The organism is Acrocarpospora phusangensis, assembly GCF_016862995.1.
In the GTDB taxonomy this organism is placed as follows: Bacteria; Actinomycetota; Actinomycetes; order Streptosporangiales; family Streptosporangiaceae; genus Acrocarpospora; species Acrocarpospora phusangensis.
The window spans coordinates 1-2357 of the sequence record NZ_BOOA01000182.1 but is presented as its reverse complement, the minus strand read 5'-3'; the positions used below and the strand labels follow the sequence as shown (position 1 = coordinate 2357).

1 protein-coding gene and 1 pseudogene are annotated in these 2357 nt (G+C 69.1%); one reads left to right on the top strand and one right to left on the bottom strand.

What is annotated here, in order from left to right; all coding sequences use genetic code 11:
• Positions 1-1018: pseudogene (locus Aph01nite_RS40775) on the bottom strand (adenylate/guanylate cyclase domain-containing protein); the annotation flags it as partial.
• Positions 1019-1466: 448 nt separating this feature from the next.
• Here Aph01nite_RS40775 and Aph01nite_RS40770 point away from each other — a divergent pair.
• On the top strand, positions 1467-2189 hold the full coding sequence (locus tag Aph01nite_RS40770) for a collagen-like domain-containing protein (protein ID WP_204046454.1): 723 nt from the start codon (positions 1467-1469) through the stop codon (positions 2187-2189).
• The last annotated feature ends 168 nt before the right edge of the window (positions 2190-2357 follow it).

Below are 2357 nucleotides of genomic sequence, written 5' to 3'. Positions count from 1 at the left end.
CCTGCCCTTCGGTGAGCCGGAACCGCCCGGCCAGCCGGGTGGCCACCGGCACCCCCGACTCGGTCCGCCGCCGCAGATGTCCGACCAGCTCCTCCAGGGCCTCCTCGTACTGGGCCTGGATCCGCCGTACGGTGGCCTGCAGCGCGACCGCGTCGAACAGGCCCGCGCCGGAGCCCTCCCGCCGGAACTGGATGTAGGCGCTGTACGCGACGAACGCGAACGCGAACGTCAGCAGCACGTGCCACAGCCACCAGGACAGATGCCAGTTGTGGTGCGACATGCCCGCGATCATCGCCTCGGCCAGCAGCGCGAACGAGGTGATCAGGCTGATCAGCACGGCGGCCGGGCGCCTGCGGTGGATCCGGAACATCATCGCGGCCGCGGCGGCGTACAGCACGACGCTGATGAGCGAGTACGGGCCGAGGCTCAGGCCGTCGGCGGGAAGCGGGTCGCTCAGCGCGGTCAGGCCCGGGACCAGCGAGGAGACCCCCCAGACGATCATGATCGTGGCGAGCAGCGCGCGCAGCGGCAGCTGGAGACGGAGCACGGTCGCGGCCTGGCGCTCCCCGAGCGGGAGCCCCGCCAGGAAGGCGAAGATCGACGCGATGGTCAGGCCGACCGGCTGGGACAGGTCGAAGCCGACCGTGCCGCCGTCCAGGAAGATCTTGGGGGTGGCCAGGCCGTGCATCAGGAAGAATCCGGCGCTGCTCAGGAAGACCAGCGAGACCAGGAACAGCCGGGCGTCCCTGCGCCGGGCCGACGCCTGGCTGATCAGCGCGCCCAGCACCACGTTCACCCCGGCCACGGCCATGATCAGCCAGAAGTGGCTGGGGTTGTGCTGCCACTTGTGGTCCAGGTCGACGGTGTGCGGGTTCCCGTCGACCGGGTGGGCCAGCAGCAGCCAGAGTCCGAGCATGGGCAGCGTCAGGTGGATCAGCCAGACGACGCCGCGTACCGGCTGGGTGGCGGGCGGCAGGAACGGGTCACGCCCGCCGGCGGGGTCGGCCGGAAGGCGCATGGCCACCGTGACGTCCTCGTGCGGGTCCGGGGGATGGGTTCCCGCGGACTGTGTCGTTATGGGGTCGCTTGACGGCACGGTCGCCTCCGTGTGAGCCAGTCGACGTCCCTGCCTGTGCGGCCCGGTTCGCTCCCTGGACGTGCGTAAATACCGCGTCAGAGTAGTCGCGGTAATGCTCCCGAACGGTGCCGATTATTCCGGCGGGACCCAGCATCGCCAACGCAGTCTCCCGCTACTACGGACAAATACCGGTTCACCGATATGGAGCTGTGATGTTTAGCAGTCATCCGGGAGAACTTGTGGAACGTCTGACACTTAGTTCACCTCTGTAACAGGGGGCACAAGTTCCAGGAAGGAAAGTGCAGTGGCTATCAGGTTGCCGGGTGGGCGCACGATCGGGATCTTGACCGTTGGGGCGCTCGCGGGTTCCATTTTCGCCGTGGGGGGCATGGCGACCGCATCGTCCGCCGCTGACACCGTCATATACGCGTGTGTCAACAAGAAGACGCGCTACGCGCGCATCGTGAACGTCACCACGAAGTGCCGGGTCACGGAAACCAAGATCAGCTGGGGCGCGCAGGGCGAACAGGGCCCGATGGGTCTCCAGGGCATGACCGGCGCGCAGGGCCCGCAGGGTCTGCGCGGCCCCCAGGGCCTGAAGGGCCAGACCGGCCCGCAGGGCCCGAAGGGTGACACGGGAGCCACCGGCCCGCAAGGCCCGAAGGGCGACACGGGTGCCACCGGTCCGCAGGGTCCGAAGGGCGAGGCCGGCAACAACGGCTCGCAGGGCCCGAAGGGTGAGACCGGCGCCACCGGCCCGCAGGGTCCGGAGGGCGACAAGGGAGACAAGGGAGACAAGGGCCTCCAGGGCGACAAGGGCGCCACCGGTCCGCAGGGTCCCGCGGGCCCGGCAGGTCCCGGCGGCAGCCTCACGCCGGTCATCAAGGTCGGCTCGGAGACCTCGGTCAACTCCGACAGCACCGTGGTCACGACCACCTGCGACGGCGGCAAGAAGGCCGTCGGCGGCGGCTACGAGATCACCGACGACTCCGACGAGGTCGAGAAGGCGACGCTGGACCGGCCTACCACCACCGGCACCGGCTGGTCGGTGCGGCTGGACCTCGAACACCAGGGCAGCGCCAAGATCAAGGTCTACGTGATCTGCGTCTGACCCTGATCCAGCGGTGACCGGCGGAGTCCGTGGGGGCTCCGCCGGCCCCTGGAATCACCCGTGACAACGAAAGCCCTTCCGGATCGGCGCCGGAAGGGCTTTTCCGTTGCCCGAAATGGGCCTGCGCCAACACCGTGACGGCTCCGGCCAGGTCTCGTGCTTCGACAA

Coding starts and splice junctions, on each gene's coding strand:
- Aph01nite_RS40770 (WP_204046454.1), top strand. CDS start 1,467: ATGGCGACCGCATCGTCCGCCGCTGACACCGTCATATACGCGTGTGTC.